The sequence below is a fragment of the Pseudomonas putida genome (assembly GCF_004357765.1).
Taxonomy (GTDB): Bacteria; Pseudomonadota; Gammaproteobacteria; order Pseudomonadales; family Pseudomonadaceae; genus Aquipseudomonas; species Aquipseudomonas putida_U.
Map to the genome: position 1 here is coordinate 64,360 of NZ_SMTE01000015.1, position 16,370 is coordinate 80,729.

Below are 16,370 nucleotides of genomic sequence, written 5' to 3' on the forward strand. Positions count from 1 at the left end.
GGCTGTCAGACCGGGTTAACCTTGGGTTAATCGGCGACGGCCAGGATGGCCACACTTACAGCTCTGCCAAGGCGAAGACATGCGCGTCATCCTACTCTTTCTGACTTTCCTCCTGGCCGGCCCGCTGCAGGCCAATCCATTCGATGTCAAACCCGATTTCCTGCCGGTCCAGGAAGCCTTCGTGCTCAACCACGACCGCCAGGCCGATGGCCAGATGCGCCTGTACTTCCAGATCAAACCAGGCTACTACCTCTACCAGAAGCGCTTGAAGTTCGATGGGCTGACCGAAGCGCAGCGTCCGCCGTTGCCAGCGGCGCTCAACCACCACGACGAGTTCTTCGGCGACAGCGCGGTGTATCGTGACCAGCTCGAACTGCTGATACCGGCCGACGCCAAGGGCCAATTGCGCCTGGGTTGGCAGGGTTGCGCCGATGCCGGGCTGTGCTATCCACCGCAGACCACGGTGATCGACCTGGGCGGCAGTGCCGCGGCGCCCGTCGCCCCAGCCGGCGAACAAGCCAGCGACCAGGCCCTGGCCAGCGACCTGCAACAGGCCAGCCTGGCCTGGAGCCTGCTGGCCTTCTTCGGTCTCGGCCTGCTGCTGGCATTCACCCCTTGCTCGCTGCCGATGTTGCCGATTCTCGCCGGCCTGGTGCTTGGCAACGGTGCCAGTGCCCGCCGCGGCTGGCTGCTGGCCGGGGTCTACGTGCTGAGCATGGCGCTGGTCTATGCCGGCCTCGGGGTGATCGCCGCGCTGCTGGGCGCCAGCCTGCAAGCCTGGCTACAGCAGCCCTGGTTGCTGGCTAGCCTGGCGGCGTTGTTCGTGGTGCTCGCGCTGCCGATGTTCGGCGCTTTCGAACTGCAATTGCCAGCTGCCCTGCGCGACCGGCTGGACCGCGCCGGACAAGGTACTCGCGGTGGCAACGTCTATGGCGCAGCGCTGCTCGGGGCACTCTCCGGGTTGCTGTTGGGGCCGTGCATGACCGCACCGCTGGCCGGCGCCTTGCTGTACATCGCGCAAAGCGGCGATGTGCTGCAAGGCGCGTTGGTGCTGTTCAGCCTGGGCCTGGGCATGGGCGTACCGCTGCTGTTGCTGGTGACCCTGGGCAACCGCTACCTGCCCCGCCCCGGTGCCTGGATGAACCGCGTCAAGGGCGTGTTTGGCTTCGTGTTCCTGGCCATGGCCTTGTATACCGTGCGCAGCCTGCTCGACGCCCCCCTGCTGCTGGCCTTGAGCGGCGCCTGGTTGATCGCCCTGGGTTGGGCCACCTGGCCAGCCTTGCAGCGCCTGCCCGCGCTGCGTGCGGTGCCACTGCTCGGCGCGCTCTGGGGCGGCCTGCTACTGGTCGGCGCCGCTGCTGGGGGCGACGACCTCTGGCAACCGTTGCGCCCGTTCGCCGGAACGGCACCGGCGGCGCTGCAACAGCGCGAAGACCACTTCGTCACTGTCAGCCAGCCGCAGGACCTGCAACGCCAATTGGACGAAGCCAAGGCCCAGGGCCAGTGGGTGATGCTCGACTACTATGCCGATTGGTGCGTGGCCTGCAAGGTGATGGAAAAGAACGTGTTCGCCCGACCCGATGTCCAGGCCAGCCTCGCCGGGGTGCGTCTGCTGCGCCTGGACGTGACCGCCGATGCCCCGGCCAGCCGCGAACTGCTGCAACGCTACCAGGTCCCTGGGCCGCCCAGCATCCTGTGGATCGATCCGCAGGGTGAAGAGCGACGGGCCCGACGCATCACCGGGGAGGTGGATGCACGGTCTTTCCTCGACCATTGGACTCAGACGCGGAGCCAGGGCTGATGCTGACGGTAACCTTGGGCCCCTTGACCATGGCCCTCAACCATCTACTGCTGTTGAGTGCCCTGGGCATCGCCTGCCTGGTCGGCTGGTGGGTCGCCCGACGTGGTGGCGAAAGTCCCGAGTCGGCGCTGTTCAACCTGTTCCTGATCGGCTTGGCGTGCGCCCGCCTGGGCTTCGTGGTGGCCTATTGGCCGATGTACCGTGATGAGCCGCTGCAAATCATCGACATCCGCGACGGCGGCTTCCTGCTCTGGCCGGGCTTGGCCGGGCTGGTGCTGGGCGCCGCGTGGCAGGGCTGGCGCCAACCGGGCCTGCGCCGATCGCTAGGCTGGGCGCTGTTCAGCGGTGCATTGTTCTGGGGCCTGACGAGCCTGGGAAGCCACCTGTACAGCAAAGGTACCGAACTACCCGACCTGAGCCTGCGCACGGCCAGCGGACAGCCGGTGGCGCTGCAGACGTACCGTGGCCAGCCGCTGGTCATCAATATCTGGGCCAGCTGGTGCCCACCCTGTCGGCGGGAAATGCCGGTGCTGCAGAAAGCCCAGGGCGAGTATCCGCACGTGCGCTTCGTGTTCGTCAACCAAGGCGAGACCCCGGAAACCGTCAGCACCTTCCTCGCCACCACTGGCCTGAGCCTGAGCCATGTGCTGTTCGACGGCAGCGGCCAACTGGCTCAGCGCGTCGGCTCGATGGCCTTGCCCACCACATTGTTCTATGACGCCAACGGGCGGCTGATCGGCAGTCACCTGGGCGAACTCTCCCGGGGCAGCCTGCGCCATGCCCTGGAACCTTTCGAACGGGCCGCAGCGCCCGCCCCTGCCGTACAAGGAAACTGACATGCGACTCACTGCACTGCTCCCCCTGACCCTGGCTGCGCTGGCCGCACCGCCCCTGCAGGCCGAAGAACTGCCCAAGGCGATCCAGCAACTGCAGGCCAAAGGCGCCGTGATCAAAGGCAGCTTCGATGCCCCCGATGGCTTGCGCGGCTACGCCGCCGAGTACCGCAACAACGGCATCGCGTTCTACCTGACGCCCAACGGCAAGCACGTGCTGGTCGGGAGCTTGTTCGACGAGCAAGGCCGCGACCTGAGTGCCGAGCCGTTGCAGAAACTGGTATACGCGCCGATGAGCAAGGCTATCTGGGCAAAAATGGAAAAGGCCGCCTGGATCGCCGATGGCAAGGCCGATGCACCGCGGGTGGTGTACCTGTTCAGCGATCCGAACTGCCCCTACTGCAACATGTTCTGGGAGCAGGCGCGGCCCTGGGTCGAGTCGGGCAAGGTGCAGCTTCGCCATATCATGGTCGGCATCATTCGCGAGGACAGCCCCGGCAAGTCGGCAGCACTGCTGGCGGCGAAGGATCCAGCCAAGGCGCTGCAGCAGCACGAAAAAGCCGGCAAGGCCAGCACCCTCAAGGCGCTGAACGAGATACCGCCAGCCGTCCAGGCAAAGCTCGCAGGCAACATGGCGTTGCTCGAGGAGCTGGGCTTGCAGGCCACTCCGGCGATTTTCTATCAGGATGAGAACGGCAACCTGCAAACCCAGCAAGGGGCGCCGCAACCTGAGGTACTGGGCAGGATTCTCGGCAAACGCTGATCGAACAGGGCGCCCCGGCTTCGGGGCGCCAGCTCGCCGCGCTTAGAGCCGAAACGAATAGACATTCATTACTTTTCGCATTTGACAATCATTATCATATTGCCTAGTTTGTCGCTCGTCGTAGGAAGCTTCCCTGTCGAGGGTGCTCCCTTTCCTACCAGAGACTAGGTGATTTCCATGGCGGAACAACTATCCACAAGTAAGTGCGATTCACCGTTGCTGCAAGCGTTCGTCGACAACCGCAACATCCTCGTCAAGATCGCGGCACGCATCACCGGCTGCCGGTCCCGCGCCGAGGATGTTGTCCAGGATGCGTTCTTCCGGCTTGGCGCCGCGCCGCAGATCACCTCGTCGTTCAAGGCCCAGCTCAGCTACCTGTTCCAGATCGTGCGCAACCTGGCGATCGACCACTATCGCAAGCAGGCGATGGAGCTGAAATACTCAGGCAGTGAAGAAGAGGGGCTGAACGTGGTGATCCAGAACGCATCGCCCGAGACCACCCATATCAACCTGGCGGCCCTGGAACACATCGCCGACGCCCTCGACGACCTGCCCCAACGCACCCGCTATGCCTTCGAGATGTACCGCCTGCACGGCGTGCCGCAGAAGGACATCGCCAAGGAACTCGGCGTCTCCCCGACCCTGGTCAACTTCATGATCCGCGATGCCCTGGTGCATTGCCGCAAGACGGCCAGCCGCCAGGGCTGAACCGCTTGTCTGGCGGCGGGCCTGCGCGCGGCCCGCCAGCCACTGTCGCTAGACCAGCGTGCAACGGTCGAAGAAGCGCTCTCGTCCAAGGATCATCAACGCCGCGCGTTTGTGTGGGAAGTCGAACTCCTTGTCGCAATGGAAGCACTGGTCGTGCATGTAACCGATCATCTTGCCATTGTCCGCCCGTGGCTCGGCCACCACCCGCTGGGTACGCGGGTCGTCGAGGAACAGATAGTGCACCAACGCCGACAGCCAACTGGCCACTTTATGCGGCCCACGGTGCGACTCCTCCCCCACCAGCATGTGGATGCCGCGGTCGTAGTCGTCGGCCCCGTAGAACGGCGCGATGCGGTCCTCCTTGGCCCAATACGCCTCGAAATAGGCGAACGGCTGGTCATCGAAGCAGCCGATCAAGGTCAGGGTGTGCGGATCGGCCGCGAGCTTGTCGAGGTACTCACGGTGCTGCTCAAGCGAGCCCCCCTCCTGCCAGAACTGCTCCACGCGCGGATTGTTCTGCCAACGGTTGAAGCGCTCCAGGTCACGGTCGATCTCCAAGGTGCGCAACGACACCCAACTGCCCAGTCGGGCATCGAAACGGCGGTACACCTCGCCCACCGGCTTAGGCGCACGCCGGGGATGACGCTTGCCGTTGCTGATCTGCATCTGCTGCGGATACACACCGCTGGTCGAGTCGCCCAGCCAAGGCTGCGGCAATTGCCAGAACATCGTGCGTTCGCACAGAAACACCTCGGGCGTTTCGCTTTGCTGTAACAATCCGCTGAGCAGTGCCTGGGTAAACACGGCCTGCCCTGCGCCCTCTGGCAGACGCCAGGCCAGGCGTTGGCGTTGCGGGTCGCGGGCAAGCAACCAATAGCAGGCTGCCCACAGGGCCTGATGGGGTCGCTCGGGGCAGAGACTGACGAGTTGGACGAGCAAGGGGTCGCCGGGCTGCAGGCGGACCTGTATCAAAGGTCGACCTTCGAGGGTGAGGCTTAGCTGGCGGTCAGTCTCATCGGCACCCAGGTCATGCCAGCGGGGCGCGGACAGGGGCTGCGAAGCGGCATCGAACGGCATGGTCATGGCTCACAGGTCAGGAAAAAGATGGATTCACTTGGAAAACGTGGCCATGCCAAGGGAATTTAGTCGACCGGAGCCTGCACGCTGATGCGGTAGGGTTGGAAGATCCGCGCCAGCTGGCCAGTGTCGCGCAGGTTGCGCAGCAGTTCGGCAAAGGCCTTGGCGCTGATGGGGCCACCGGGACGCAGCAATGCGTAATGGTGATAGACCTGGTCGACGCGCTCGGAGGTCAGCAACTGATTGAGGCTGCCGGGGTTACGCGTCATGAAGTCGCTCAGGTAGGAGCGGGTGACCAAAGCGATGTCGGCCCGTCCGGCCTGGACCATCAACAGGTTGCTGTCGTGGGAATAGGTCAGGGTCGCACCGAAGGTCTGGCGCAAATGGGCCGGGTCGGCATTGAAGTTGGCGAAGGCGTAGTGGTAACCGTTGAACAGGGCCAAGCGTTTGCCGTGCAGGTCATCGAAGTAATGCTGGTCACGACCTTCGCGCTGCCTGGCCACGAACACTTCCGCATCTTCCAGCCCCATGTCGACGCTCTGGTGCGCAATCTGCTGCCAGCCCCATTGCGGGTTTTCGAAAATCGCCATGTCGGTACGCCCCTGCTGGAAATCACCGAAGCGTCGCTGGATGGACGTGGGGACAAGAACGAACCGGTAGTCGACCTGCAAGGTATTGAGTGCGTCGATCAACTGCGGTAGCAGGCCGGTATCGGCGCCCTGTTCGGGTCGCACGGTGTAGGGTGGGAAATGCGCGGCACCGACCTTGACCTCGATCGTCTCGGCGGCCCAGGCCGGTGCCGCCAGCCATGCAGCTGCCAGCATCAACAGGGTGGACAAGGCCTTGAGGCCGGGCGCTGGAGTCAAGACGGACACTCATCACGGTTCATGCCAGGGTGCGATTAAGCTAGGCGTTTTCCCAGGCGGGCACAACTGCTGGATAGGCCAAAATAGCGGCAATCTGCCACAGGGATGTCGTGGCGCCGGGATTTGGCTACGCTCTAGCAGGATCTGCATGGGAGCCGGGTATGGGCCATTGGTTGGTGATCGACCTGGAAGCCACCACCGACGAGGGTGGCTGGCCGGTGACGGAGATGGAAATCATTGAAATCGGCGCCAGCCTGGTGACGCGCGAAGGCCGTGAAGTCGAGCACTTCCAGCGTTTCGTGCGGCCACGCCGGCGACCGCAATTGACGCCGTTCTGCCGCGAGCTGACCCACATCAGTCAGGCGGATGTCGATACTGCCGACGACTTCGTCACGGTATCGGCCTCCTTCGAGCGCTGGCTCGGTCACCACCAGGGGCAGCTGCACGCCTGGGTCAGCTGGGGTGACTACGACCGCCAGCAACTCGTGCAGGAATGGCAGCGGCACAAGGTCGACAGCCTGCTGCGCAGCGTGGCGCACATCAATCTCAAGCAACGCTTTGCCAAGGCCCGCCACCTGCAACGTCCGGCAGGACTCAATGGCGCCTTGCAACTGGCCGGCATGCAGTTTTGCGGGCAACAGCACCGCGCTCTGGAGGATGCGCGCAACACCGCGCGACTGCTGCCGTTGTGCCTGCCCGCATTCGAAGTCGGTGACACCTGAAAGCAGATGACGGCTCCCATGGCCTTGGGCATACTGGCCAGCCTTTTTCATCCCCTGTTCAGGAGTCGCCCATGTTCCAGGTCAACGAGTACTTCAACGGCACCGTCAAGTCGATCGCATTCGCGGGCGAAGAAGGTCCGGCCACTGTCGGTGTGATGGCCCCGGGTGAATACGAGTTCGGTACCGCCAAGCGCGAAATCATGCACGTGGTTTCCGGCGCCCTGACCGTGAAGCTGCCAGGCAGCGACAATTGGGAAACCTTCAAAGCCGGCAGCCAGTTCAACGTCCCGGCCGACAGCAAGTTCCAGCTGAAAGTGGCCGTTGACACCGCCTATCTGTGCGAGTACCGCGACTAAGCGGTAGCCTGTCCCGGCCTCTTCGCGGGACTAGCCCGCTCCCACAGGACCGGCGCGGCTCGGACTGCTGTGAAGATCCTGTAGGAGCGGGCTAGTCCCGCGAAGAAGCCAGTATCAGACTGTCAGGAACCCCGCCACCCTCTCAGCCGCCGCCTGCAAATGCTGCGCATGGCTGAATCCCGAAGCCTTCAGCGGCTTCAAATCATGGTCCGCCGCCGCCAGCCAGTTCACCTCGATCGCAGGTGACAGCGTATACCCCTGCACCGCCTCACGATTACCCAACGCATCGCGCTCTCCCTGCACGATCAAGGTTGGCGTACGCAATGCCGCCAAGTGCTCGACCCGAGGTTTCTCCGGCTTGCCCACGGCATAGAACGGATAGCCCAGGCACACCAGTGCATCGGCGCCAAGTTCGTCCGCCAACAGACTGGCCATGCGCCCGCCCATCGACTTGCCACCGATCGCCAGGCGCCCTGCGACCAGGGGTCGCACCTGGCGGTACACCTCGCGCCAGTGCTCGAGCAACACCTTCTGCGGATTGGGCGGGCGCTTGCCGCCTCCGCAACGCCGCTCGGCCATGTACGGGAACTCGAAGCGAACAACCGCAACGCCTTGTTGCGTCAGCCTTCGCGCCATGTCCTCCATGAACTCGCTGTCCATCGGCGCCCCCGCGCCATGTGCCAGGATCAGGCACGGCGCATTGTCATGCGCGTGAACCTGCGGCGCATCGCAGCGCAAGCCTGGGACATTTCCGACTTGCGCCCATTGATCCCTGTCAATACCGGCACTTTGCCCATTAATCATGCTTGCCTCGCTGTAACGCCTGCCAAAACAACCGTGGATGGAAACCCATACATGAACACAACCAGCAGTACCGCCTATAACTACAAGGTGGTCCGCCAATTCGCCATCATGACGGTGGTGTGGGGAATCGTCGGGATGGGGCTCGGCGTTTTCATCGCCGCCCAACTGGCCTGGCCCGCACTCAACTTCGACCTCCCCTGGACCAGCTTCGGCCGCCTGCGACCGCTGCATACCAATGCGGTGATCTTCGCCTTCGGCGGCTGCGCGCTGTTCGCCACCTCCTATTATTCGGTGCAACGCACCTGCCAGACCACCCTGTTCGCACCGGGTCTGGCCGCGTTCACGTTCTGGGGCTGGCAACTGGTGATCCTGCTCGCGGCCATCACCCTGCCGCTGGGCTACACCAGCTCGAAGGAATACGCCGAACTGGAATGGCCGATCGACATCCTGATCACCATCGTCTGGGTGAGCTACGCCATCGTGTTCTTCGGCACACTGATGAAACGCACCACCAAGCACATCTATGTCGGCAACTGGTTCTTCGGTGCGTTCATCCTCACCGTGGCCATGCTGCACGTGGTCAACAACCTGGAGCTGCCGGTCAGTCTGACCAAGTCGTACTCGCTGTATGCCGGCGCCACCGATGCCATGGTGCAGTGGTGGTACGGCCACAACGCCGTGGGCTTCTTCCTCACCGCGGGCTTCCTGGGGATGATGTACTACTACGTGCCCAAGCAGGCAGAGCGCCCGGTGTACTCCTATCGCCTGTCGATCGTCCACTTCTGGGCACTGATCACCCTGTACATCTGGGCCGGTCCGCACCACCTGCACTACACCGCACTGCCCGATTGGGCGCAGTCGCTGGGCATGGTGATGTCGCTGATCCTCCTGGCACCGAGCTGGGGCGGCATGATCAACGGCATGATGACCCTGTCCGGCGCCTGGCACAAACTGCGCAGCGACCCGATCCTGCGCTTCCTGGTGGTATCGCTGGCGTTCTACGGCATGTCCACCTTCGAAGGCCCGATGATGGCCATCAAGACGGTCAACGCGCTTTCGCACTACACCGACTGGACCATCGGCCACGTACACGCCGGCGCCCTCGGCTGGGTGGCGATGATCTCCATCGGCGCGCTGTACCACACCATTCCCAAGGTGTTCGGCAAGGAGCGCATGTACAGCATCGGGCTGATCAACGCGCACTTCTGGCTCGCCACCATCGGCACTGTGTTGTACATCGCCTCGATGTGGGTCAACGGCATCGCCCAGGGCCTGATGTGGCGCGCGGTGAACAGCGACGGCACGCTCACCTACTCGTTCGTGGAAACCCTGGTGGCCAGCCACCCAGGCTTCGTGGTGCGCTTCGTGGGCGGCGCGATCTTCCTCGGCGGCATGTTCCTGATGGCCTGGAACACCTGGCGCACGGTGCGTGCACCGGTCGCCCTGGACACCACCGCCACTGCCCAGCCGGCTTGAGGAGAAGTGCCTGATGAAACATGAAGTCATCGAGAAAAACGTCGGCCTGCTGGCCCTGCTGATGGTGTTTGCCGTGAGCATCGGCGGTTTGACCCAGATCGTCCCGCTGTTCTTCCAGGACGTCACCAACAAGCCGGTCGAAGGCATGAAGCCCTATACCGCCCTGCAGCTCGAAGGCCGCGACATTTACATCCGCGAGGGCTGCGTCGGTTGCCACTCGCAGATGATCCGCCCGTTCCGCGCCGAGACCGAGCGCTACGGCCACTACTCGGTTGCCGGTGAAAGCGTCTGGGACCACCCGTTCCTGTGGGGCTCCAAGCGCACCGGCCCGGACCTGGCCCGGGTCGGTGGCCGCTACTCAGACGACTGGCACCGCGCCCACCTGTACAACCCGCGCAACGTGGTGCCGGAGTCGAAGATGCCGTCCTACCCGTGGTTGGTCGCGCAACAGGTCGACAACAGTCATACCGACACCAAGATGCGTACCCTGCGCACCCTCGGCGTGCCTTATACCGACGAGGACATCGCCGGCGCCCGCGACGCGGTCAAGGGCAAGACCGAAATGGATGCCCTGGTCGCCTACCTGCAGGTGCTGGGCACCGCCATCAAGAACAAGAGGTGAATGCGATGGAACTGGACATCGGCATGATCCGCGGGCTGGGCACCCTGGTGGTGCTGGTCGCCTTCATCGGCCTGACGCTGTGGGTCTTCAACCGCCGCCGCGATCATGACTTCGCCGAAGCACGCCTACTGCCCTTCGTCGACGACCGCCTGCCCCCCGCCGGGCAAGAACCTGCCATGAGGAAGAATCGGCAATGACCACCTTCTGGAGTACCTATATCAGCGTGCTGACCATCGGCAGCCTGATCGGCCTGGCCTGGCTGCTGCTGTCGACCCGCAAGGGCCAGAGCAACAGCAGCACCGACCAGACCATGGGCCACAGCTTCGATGGCATCGAGGAGTACGACAACCCACTGCCGCGCTGGTGGTTCTGGCTGTTCGTCGGCACCCTGGTGTTCGGCGCCGGTTACCTGGTGCTGTACCCAGGCTTGGGCAACTGGAAAGGCATCCTTCCGGGCTACGAGAACGGCTGGACCGGCGCCAACGAGTGGCAAAAGGAAATGGCCAAGGCCGACGCCAAGTTCGGGCCGATCTTCGCCAAGTACGCCGCGATGCCTGTGGAGGAAGTGGCCAAGGACCCACAGGCGCTGAAGATGGGCAGCCGCCTGTTCGCCTCCAACTGCTCGGTGTGCCATGGCTCCGACGCCAAGGGCGCCTACGGTTTCCCCAACTTGACCGACCACGACTGGCGCTGGGGTGGCGAACCCGAGACCATCAAAGCCTCGATCATGAATGGTCGCCATGGGGTGATGCCGGCCTGGGCCGAAGTGATCGGCGAGCAGGGCGTGGCCGATGTCGCCGCGTTCGTGCTCAACAAGCTCGATGACCGCCCCTTGCCCGAAGGTGCCAAGGCAGACGCAGCGAACGGCGAGAAACTGTTCGCCGCCAATTGCGTGGCCTGCCATGGCCCCGAAGGCAAGGGCACGCCGGCCATGGGCGCACCGGACCTGACCCACCCCCAGGCGTTCATCTACGGCTCGAGCTTTGCTCAGCTGCAACAGACCATTCGCTACGGTCGCCAGGGGCAGATGCCGGCTCAGGCCGAGATCCAGGGTAACGACAAGGTGCACCTGCTGGCCGCTTATGTGTACAGCCTGTCGCAAGGTGCCGTCACCGCCGAATAATCTGTCCTGCAACAAACCAGGGGCTGCGCCTTGCGGCCCCATCCCTCCCGCAGCACCTCCCTCCTTGCACCCCCTCCGAACGGAACTAAGCTTGTTGCCACAGCGACTGCGCTTCCAATGGGCGAAGCAGACGCGACGCAGGGCCTGACGTCGCCGGCAGAAAAAGCTTGACCGATCGATCAGAAAAAGGCGAAAAACGGTACACATTACAACCGTTTATTTGTGTACACTCGCCAAGTCCCAACCAACAAGAATACCAAAACCGTGGAACCTTAGAATGAGCACTGTAATCAGTCCGACCGCTTACAACTATAGGGTCGTCCGCCAGTTCGCCATCATGACGGTGGTCTGGGGGATCCTGGGCATGGGCCTGGGCGTCTACATCGCCTCGCAACTGGTCTGGCCCCAGCTCAACCTGGACCTGCCATGGACCAGCTTCGGTCGCCTGCGCCCGCTGCACACCAACCTGGTGATTTTCGCCTTCGGTGGTTGCGCGCTGTTCGGCACCAGCTACTACGTGGTGCAGCGAACCTGCCAGACCCGGCTGATCTCCGACAGCATGGCCGCCTTCACCTTCTGGGGTTGGCAGGCGGTGATCGTCGGTGCGCTGATCACCCTGCCGATGGGCTACACCACCACCAAGGAATACGCCGAGCTGGAATGGCCACTGGCGATTCTCCTGGCCATCGTCTGGGTCACCTACGCCTTGGTGTTCTTCGGCACCATCGTCAAGCGCAAGACCAAGCATATCTATGTCGGCAACTGGTTCTACGGTGCCTTCATCGTAGTCACCGCGATGCTTCACATCGTCAACCACATCTCGTTGCCGGTGAGCCTGTTCAAGTCCTACTCGGCTTACTCCGGGGCCACCGACGCGATGATCCAGTGGTGGTACGGCCATAATGCCGTGGGCTTCTTCCTCACCACCGGTTTCCTGGGGATGATGTACTACTTCGTGCCCAAGCAGGCCGAACGGCCGATCTACTCCTATCGCCTGTCGATCGTTCACTTCTGGGCGCTGATCACCTTGTACATCTGGGCCGGCCCGCACCACCTGCACTACACCGCCCTGCCGGACTGGGCGCAGTCGCTGGGCATGGTGATGTCGATCATCCTCCTGGCGCCGAGCTGGGGCGGCATGATCAACGGCATGATGACCCTCTCCGGTGCCTGGCACAAACTGCGTACCGACCCCATCCTGCGCTTCCTGGTGGTGTCGCTGGCGTTCTACGGCATGTCCACCTTCGAAGGCCCGATGATGGCGATCAAGACCGTCAACTCGCTGTCGCACTATACCGACTGGACCATCGGCCACGTGCATGCCGGTGCTCTCGGCTGGGTGGCGATGATCTCCATCGGCGCCGTCTACCACATGATCCCGCGCCTGTATGGCCGCGCGCAGATGCACAGTGTCGGCCTGATCAACGCGCATTTCTGGCTCGCCACCATCGGCACCGTGCTGTACATCGCCTCGATGTGGGTCAACGGTATCACCCAAGGCCTGATGTGGCGCGCCATCAACGATGACGGCACGCTCACCTACTCCTTCGTCGAAGCCCTGCAGGCCAGCCACCCCGGCTACATCGTCCGTGCCCTGGGCGGTGCGTTCTTCGCCTCCGGCATGCTGCTGATGGCCTACAACGTGCTGCGTACCGTGCGTGCCGCCAATCCGGCGCAAGCCGAGGAAGCCGCCAAGATCGTCGTCGTGGGAGCGCACTGATGAAGCATGAAGCCGTCGAGAAGAACATCGGCCTGCTGGCCTTCTTCATGGTCATCGCCGTCAGCGTCGGTGGCCTTACCCAGATCGTCCCGTTGTTTTTCCAGGACGTCACCAACAAACCGGTCGAAGGCATGAAGCCGCGCCCGGCCCTTGAACTCGAAGGGCGTGACATCTACATCCGCGAGGGCTGCGTCGGTTGCCACTCGCAGATGATTCGCCCGTTCCGCGCCGAGACCGAGCGCTACGGCCACTACTCGGTGGCCGGCGAGAGCGTCTGGGATCACCCGTTCCTGTGGGGTTCCAAGCGCACCGGTCCGGACCTGGCACGGGTCGGCGGTCGCTATTCTGACGACTGGCACCGCGCGCACCTGTACAACCCCCGCAACGTGGTTCCGGAGTCGAAGATGCCGTCCTACCCCTGGTTGGTAGAGAACAAGCTCGACGGCAAGGACACCGCGAAGAAGATGGAAGTCCTGCGCACCCTCGGCGTGCCCTACACCGACGAGGACATCGCCGGCGCCCGCGACGCGGTCAAGGGCAAGACCGAGATGGACGCCCTGGTCGCGTACCTGCAGGGTCTTGGCACCATCATCAAGAGCAAACGGTGACGCTGATGGATATCGGGATGATTCGCGGCCTGGGCACCGTGCTGGTGATGGTGGCTTTCGTGGGCCTGGCGCTGTGGGTGTTCAACCCACGGCGTAAGAAGGACTTCGACGAAGCGACCCAGCTACCGTTCGCCGATGACCCCGAGGCCACCCGCCACGTCGAGCAAGCGCAAGCAAACGCTTCTGGGAGCAAACAACAATGACAACCTTCTGGAGTCTGTACGTCACCGTCCTGACCCTGGGCACCATCTTCTCGCTGACCTGGCTGCTGCTGTCGACCCGCAAGGGCCAGCGCGACGAGGTCACCGACGAAACCGTCGGGCATGCCTTCGATGGCATCGAGGAATACGACAACCCCCTGCCCCGCTGGTGGTTCTGGCTGTTCGTCGGCACCATCATCTTCGCCCTCGGCTACCTGGTGCTGTACCCGGGCCTGGGTAACTGGAAAGGCATGCTGCCGGGCTACAGCTACCTGGATAACGACAAGCAGACCGAGTTCTCCAACGGCCAGCCAGGCTGGACCGGCGTGCATGAGTGGGAAAAGGAAATGGCCAAGGCCGACGCCCGTTTCGGACCGATCTTCGCCAAGTTCGCCGCCATGCCCATCGAGGAAGTGGCCAAGGACCCGCAAGCACTGAAGATGGGCGGTCGCCTGTTCGCCTCCAACTGCTCGGTGTGCCACGGCTCCGATGCCAAGGGCGCCTATGGCTTCCCCAACCTGACCGACAATGACTGGCGCTGGGGCGGCGAGCCGGAAACCATCAAGACCACCATCATGGGCGGTCGCCATGGCGTGATGCCGGCCTGGGCCGAAGTGATCGGCGAGCAGGGTGTGGCCGACGTCGCCGCCTTCGTCATCAGCAAGCTCGACAACCGCAGCCTGCCTGAAGGTGCCAAGGCCGATGTCGAGAACGGCCAGAAGATCTTCGCCGCCAACTGCGTGGCCTGCCACGGGCCCGAAGGCAAAGGTACTCCGGCGATGGGGGCACCGAACCTGACTCACCCGCAGGCGTTCATCTACGGGTCGAGCTTCGCCCAGCTGCAACAGACCATCCGTTATGGCCGCCAGGGACAGATGCCGGCCCAGGAACAATTGCAGGGCAACGACAAGGTGCACTTGCTGGCCGCTTACGTGTACAGCCTGTCGCATCAGGCGGAACCGGCCAAGGCCGAGTAAGGCAGGCCTGACCCCTTCGCGGGCAAGCCCGCTGCTACAGGAACGATGATTGTCTGTAGGAGCGGGCTTGCCCGCGAAGAGGCCGGTAAAAACAGTCCAAGCTGACCTGGATCAATTGACACCCGCCATAACACGATTGACCCCGCCAACCCAACGCGACTAAAGGTCGCAGCTCCACCCCGCGGTGCCATCACCGGCGTATCATGGACCGCAGAGCGCTAACCGCATGCGCCAGACTGTGGCCGGCAAGCACTGGCCACGGCGTTTTTCCACTGCCGTGGGACTTGATGATGAGCAAGCAAATTCCGGTACATGATGTCACCCCGCCTGCCAGCAAAGGGAAGGATTCCGTCGACCTCTACGCCGCTCGGGAAAAAATCTATACCCGCGCCTTCACCGGCCTGTTCCGCAGGCTGCGCATGGTTGGCGGTGCACTGCTGTTCCTGCTGTATTTCGGCACCGTGTGGCTGAACTGGGGCGGGCATCAGGCAGTCTGGTGGAATCTCCCGGAGCGCAAGTTCTACATTTTCGGCGCCACCATCTGGCCGCAGGACTTCATCCTGCTGTCGGGCATCCTCATCGTCGCCGCCTTCGGCCTGTTCTTCATCACCGTGTTCGCCGGGCGGGTCTGGTGTGGCTACACCTGCCCGCAAAGCGTGTGGACGTGGATCTTCATGTGGTGTGAAAAGGTCACCGAGGGTGACCGCAACCAGCGCATCAAGCTCGACAAAGCGCCCATGAGCGGCAACAAGTTCTTGCGCAAACTGGCCAAGCACAGCCTGTGGTTGCTGATCGGCTTCGTCACCGGCATGACCTTCGTCGGCTACTTCTCGCCGATCCGCGAACTGGTCAGCGAATTCTTCACTGGCCAGGCCGATGGCTGGGCCTACTTCTGGGTCGGTTTCTTCACCCTGGCCACCTATGGCAACGCCGGCTGGTTGCGCGAGCAGGTGTGCGTGTACATGTGCCCGTACGCCCGCTTCCAAAGCGTGATGTTCGACAAGGACACCCTGATCGTGTCCTACGACCCGCGCCGGGGCGAAACCCGTGGCCCGCGCAAGAAGGACTTCGACTACAAGGCCAACGGCCTGGGTGACTGCATCGACTGCACCATGTGCGTACAGGTCTGCCCGACCGGCATCGACATCCGCGACGGCCTGCAGATCGAGTGCATTGGCTGCGCGGCGTGCATCGATGCCTGCGACAACATCATGGACAAGATGAACTATCCCCGCGGCCTGATCAGCTACACCACCGAGCACAACCTGTCCGGGCAGAAGACCCATATGCTGCGTCCACGGTTGATCGGTTACGCAGTGGTGCTGCTGGTGATGATCGGCGCCCTGGCCACGGCCTTCGCCACCCGCTCGCTGGTCGGCTTCGACGTCAGCAAGGACCGGGTGCTGTACCGCGAGAACGCCCAGGGGCGGATCGAGAACGTGTACAGCCTCAAGGTCATGAACAAGGACCAGCGCGACCACGTCTACGTGCTCGATGCCGCCGGCCTGCCGGACCTGCGCCTGGAGGGCCAGCGCGAGATCAGCGTGGCCGCCGGCGACATCGTCAGCCTGCCCGTGCAGTTGTCGGTCGCGCCCGAGAAACTGCCCTCGACCACCAATGAAATCACCTTCATCCTCAAGAGCGTCGATGACGGTGACAGCCAGGTTGAAGCCAAGAGCCGATTCATCGGCCCACAGATCCGCTGAGAGAGAAC

Annotated in this window: 18 protein-coding genes; 15 read left to right on the forward strand and 3 right to left on the reverse strand. The window is 63.3% G+C overall.

All coding sequences use genetic code 11. The features are described 5' to 3' along the window. Positions 1-79: 79 nt before the first annotated feature. The 4 genes from dsbD (at position 80) to E2H86_RS21430 (ending at position 4,105) form a co-directional block, all read left to right on the forward strand. Positions 80-1,801 (forward strand): protein-disulfide reductase DsbD, encoded by a 1,722-nt coding sequence (gene dsbD, locus E2H86_RS21415; protein WP_133331483.1) that lies wholly within the window; start codon positions 80-82, stop codon positions 1,799-1,801. Beyond that, on the forward strand, positions 1,801-2,637 hold the full coding sequence (locus E2H86_RS21420; protein WP_133331485.1) for a TlpA family protein disulfide reductase: 837 nt from the start codon (positions 1,801-1,803) through the stop codon (positions 2,635-2,637). The genes dsbD and E2H86_RS21420 overlap by 1 nt, the downstream gene beginning before the upstream one ends. A 1-nt stretch (position 2,638) precedes the next feature. Next, the gene (dsbG, locus tag E2H86_RS21425; protein WP_133331488.1) at positions 2,639-3,397 is read left to right on the forward strand and encodes a thiol:disulfide interchange protein DsbG; all 759 of its coding nucleotides are present in this window, start codon (positions 2,639-2,641) and stop codon (positions 3,395-3,397) included. Between the two features lie 177 nt (positions 3,398-3,574). Beyond that, positions 3,575-4,105 (forward strand): RNA polymerase factor sigma-70, encoded by a 531-nt coding sequence (locus E2H86_RS21430; RefSeq protein ID WP_133331490.1) that lies wholly within the window; start codon positions 3,575-3,577, stop codon positions 4,103-4,105. A gap of 48 nt (positions 4,106-4,153) precedes the next feature. On the opposite strand, the gene E2H86_RS21435 is transcribed toward E2H86_RS21430, so the two are convergent. Together E2H86_RS21435 and E2H86_RS21440 are read right to left on the reverse strand one after the other, a co-directional pair. Next, on the reverse strand, positions 4,154-5,182 hold the full coding sequence (locus tag E2H86_RS21435; protein WP_133331576.1) for a GNAT family N-acetyltransferase: 1,029 nt from the start codon (positions 5,180-5,182) through the stop codon (positions 4,154-4,156). A gap of 65 nt (positions 5,183-5,247) precedes the next feature. Then, positions 5,248-6,048, reverse strand: coding sequence for a substrate-binding periplasmic protein (locus E2H86_RS21440; RefSeq protein WP_133331577.1), 801 nt, complete (start codon positions 6,046-6,048; stop codon positions 5,248-5,250). Between the two features lie 161 nt (positions 6,049-6,209). On the opposite strand from E2H86_RS21440, the gene E2H86_RS21445 reads away from it, so the two are divergent. Together E2H86_RS21445 and E2H86_RS21450 are read left to right on the forward strand one after the other, a co-directional pair. Then, entirely contained in the window at positions 6,210-6,770 is a 561-nt protein-coding gene (locus E2H86_RS21445; RefSeq protein ID WP_133331492.1) for an exonuclease domain-containing protein, read from the forward strand. Between the two features lie 71 nt (positions 6,771-6,841). Next, the gene (locus E2H86_RS21450; protein ID WP_133331494.1) at positions 6,842-7,126 is read left to right on the forward strand and encodes a pyrimidine/purine nucleoside phosphorylase; all 285 of its coding nucleotides are present in this window, start codon (positions 6,842-6,844) and stop codon (positions 7,124-7,126) included. A gap of 114 nt (positions 7,127-7,240) precedes the next feature. On the opposite strand, the gene E2H86_RS21455 is transcribed toward E2H86_RS21450, so the two are convergent. Next, positions 7,241-7,930 (reverse strand): alpha/beta family hydrolase, encoded by a 690-nt coding sequence (locus tag E2H86_RS21455; RefSeq protein ID WP_133331496.1) that lies wholly within the window; start codon positions 7,928-7,930, stop codon positions 7,241-7,243. A gap of 51 nt (positions 7,931-7,981) precedes the next feature. Between E2H86_RS21455 and ccoN (E2H86_RS21460) the strand changes: the two genes are divergently transcribed. The 9 genes from ccoN (E2H86_RS21460) (at position 7,982) to ccoG (ending at position 16,362) form a co-directional block, all read left to right on the forward strand. After that, positions 7,982-9,406, forward strand: a complete 1,425-nt coding sequence (gene ccoN / locus E2H86_RS21460; protein ID WP_133331498.1) for a cytochrome-c oxidase, cbb3-type subunit I — start codon at positions 7,982-7,984, stop codon at positions 9,404-9,406. Positions 9,407-9,419: 13 nt separating this feature from the next. Further along, entirely contained in the window at positions 9,420-10,028 is a 609-nt protein-coding gene (gene ccoO, locus E2H86_RS21465) for a cytochrome-c oxidase, cbb3-type subunit II (RefSeq protein ID WP_023381403.1), read from the forward strand. 5 nt (positions 10,029-10,033) lie between these two features. Further along, positions 10,034-10,225, forward strand: a complete 192-nt coding sequence (locus tag E2H86_RS21470; protein ID WP_133331500.1) for a cbb3-type cytochrome oxidase subunit 3 — start codon at positions 10,034-10,036, stop codon at positions 10,223-10,225. Then, entirely contained in the window at positions 10,222-11,151 is a 930-nt protein-coding gene (gene ccoP, locus E2H86_RS21475) for a cytochrome-c oxidase, cbb3-type subunit III (protein WP_133331502.1), read from the forward strand. The genes E2H86_RS21470 and ccoP (E2H86_RS21475) overlap by 4 nt, the downstream gene beginning before the upstream one ends. A 277-nt stretch (positions 11,152-11,428) precedes the next feature. Next, a complete protein-coding gene (gene ccoN, locus E2H86_RS21480) occupies positions 11,429-12,871 on the forward strand; it encodes a cytochrome-c oxidase, cbb3-type subunit I (protein ID WP_133331504.1) in 1,443 nt (480 codons plus the stop codon). Then, positions 12,871-13,479: a cytochrome-c oxidase, cbb3-type subunit II gene (ccoO, locus tag E2H86_RS21485; RefSeq protein WP_133331506.1), complete on the forward strand. Its 609-nt coding sequence runs from the start codon at positions 12,871-12,873 to the stop codon at positions 13,477-13,479. Before ccoN (E2H86_RS21480) ends, ccoO (E2H86_RS21485) begins: the two co-directional genes overlap by 1 nt. Positions 13,480-13,484: 5 nt before the next feature. After that, positions 13,485-13,682 carry a cbb3-type cytochrome oxidase subunit 3 gene (locus E2H86_RS21490; RefSeq protein WP_133331578.1) on the forward strand — a complete coding sequence of 66 codons (198 nt, stop codon included), beginning with the start codon at positions 13,485-13,487 and terminating at the stop codon, positions 13,680-13,682. Next, entirely contained in the window at positions 13,679-14,656 is a 978-nt protein-coding gene (gene ccoP / locus E2H86_RS21495; RefSeq protein ID WP_133331508.1) for a cytochrome-c oxidase, cbb3-type subunit III, read from the forward strand. Before E2H86_RS21490 ends, ccoP (E2H86_RS21495) begins: the two co-directional genes overlap by 4 nt. A 290-nt stretch (positions 14,657-14,946) precedes the next feature. Beyond that, positions 14,947-16,362: a cytochrome c oxidase accessory protein CcoG gene (gene ccoG / locus E2H86_RS21500; RefSeq protein WP_133331510.1), complete on the forward strand. Its 1,416-nt coding sequence runs from the start codon at positions 14,947-14,949 to the stop codon at positions 16,360-16,362. The last annotated feature ends 8 nt before the right edge of the window (positions 16,363-16,370 follow it).